Origin of the sequence: Gluconobacter sp. P5E10 (genome assembly GCF_018812145.1) — a bacterium.
In the GTDB taxonomy this organism is placed as follows: domain Bacteria; phylum Pseudomonadota; class Alphaproteobacteria; order Acetobacterales; family Acetobacteraceae; genus Gluconobacter; species Gluconobacter cerinus.
Genome location: NZ_JACRVZ010000050.1, coordinates 1 through 599 on the forward strand (window position 1 = coordinate 1; position 599 = coordinate 599).

The following is a 599-nucleotide window of genomic DNA, read 5'->3' on the forward strand; positions in this document are numbered from 1 at the left end:
AAAGGCCCGAGCCGTTCCAGCGGATCGGGCCACTCCACTGCACGCCAGTCCTTTTCGGTCAGGCGTGCAGCGATGGCCTCTGACAGGCAGAGCGCCCTCACACCGGACAGAGCATTTCGCTCCGGCGCACCCAAAGCCTCCATGAAGGCTTCAGCCGTTTTTCCGGAATAAAGAACAACACCTTCGAGACGGTCGCTCAACAAAGCGTCTCGAAGGTGTTGTTCTTTATTCCGGAAAAACGGCTGAAGCCTTCATGGAGGCTTTGGGTGCGCCGGAGCGAAATGCTCTGTCCGGTGTGAGGGCGCTCTGCCTGTCAGAGGCCATCGCTGCACGCCAGTCCTTTTCGGTCAGGCGTGCAGTGGAGTGGCCCGATCCGCTGGAACGGCTCGGGCCTTTCGTCACCTGAAGGATCAGGCTTCGCCAGCTGGCTCCGGGAACTGCTGGGCGCGCTTGGCCTGCCACAGAGCAACGAAGTCGATCGGCTGCAGAACCACCGGCGGGAAGCCACCGTCACGAGTGACGTCGCTGATGATGGAACGCACATACGGGAAGATCAGGCGCGGCACTTCAACCAGCAGGATCGGCTCGACGAGTTCCTG

At 61.3% G+C, this 599-nt stretch carries 2 protein-coding genes and 1 pseudogene; 1 reads left to right on the top strand and 2 read right to left on the bottom strand.

The window, feature by feature from the left end; translation table 11 throughout:
• Nucleotides 1-200, bottom strand: a pseudogene (locus KP707_RS16590) (uroporphyrinogen-III synthase); the annotation flags it as partial.
• 53 nt (nucleotides 201-253) lie between these two features.
• On the opposite strand from KP707_RS16590, the gene KP707_RS16595 reads away from it, so the two are divergent.
• On the top strand, nucleotides 254-406 hold the full coding sequence (locus KP707_RS16595) for a hypothetical protein (protein WP_252348936.1): 153 nt from the start codon (nucleotides 254-256) through the stop codon (nucleotides 404-406).
• 4 nt (nucleotides 407-410) lie between these two features.
• On the opposite strand, the gene KP707_RS16600 is transcribed toward KP707_RS16595, so the two are convergent.
• Nucleotides 411-599, bottom strand: a 189-nt coding sequence (locus tag KP707_RS16600) for a protein-export chaperone SecB (RefSeq protein WP_215769464.1), incomplete at its 5' end; no start/stop codon positions are given.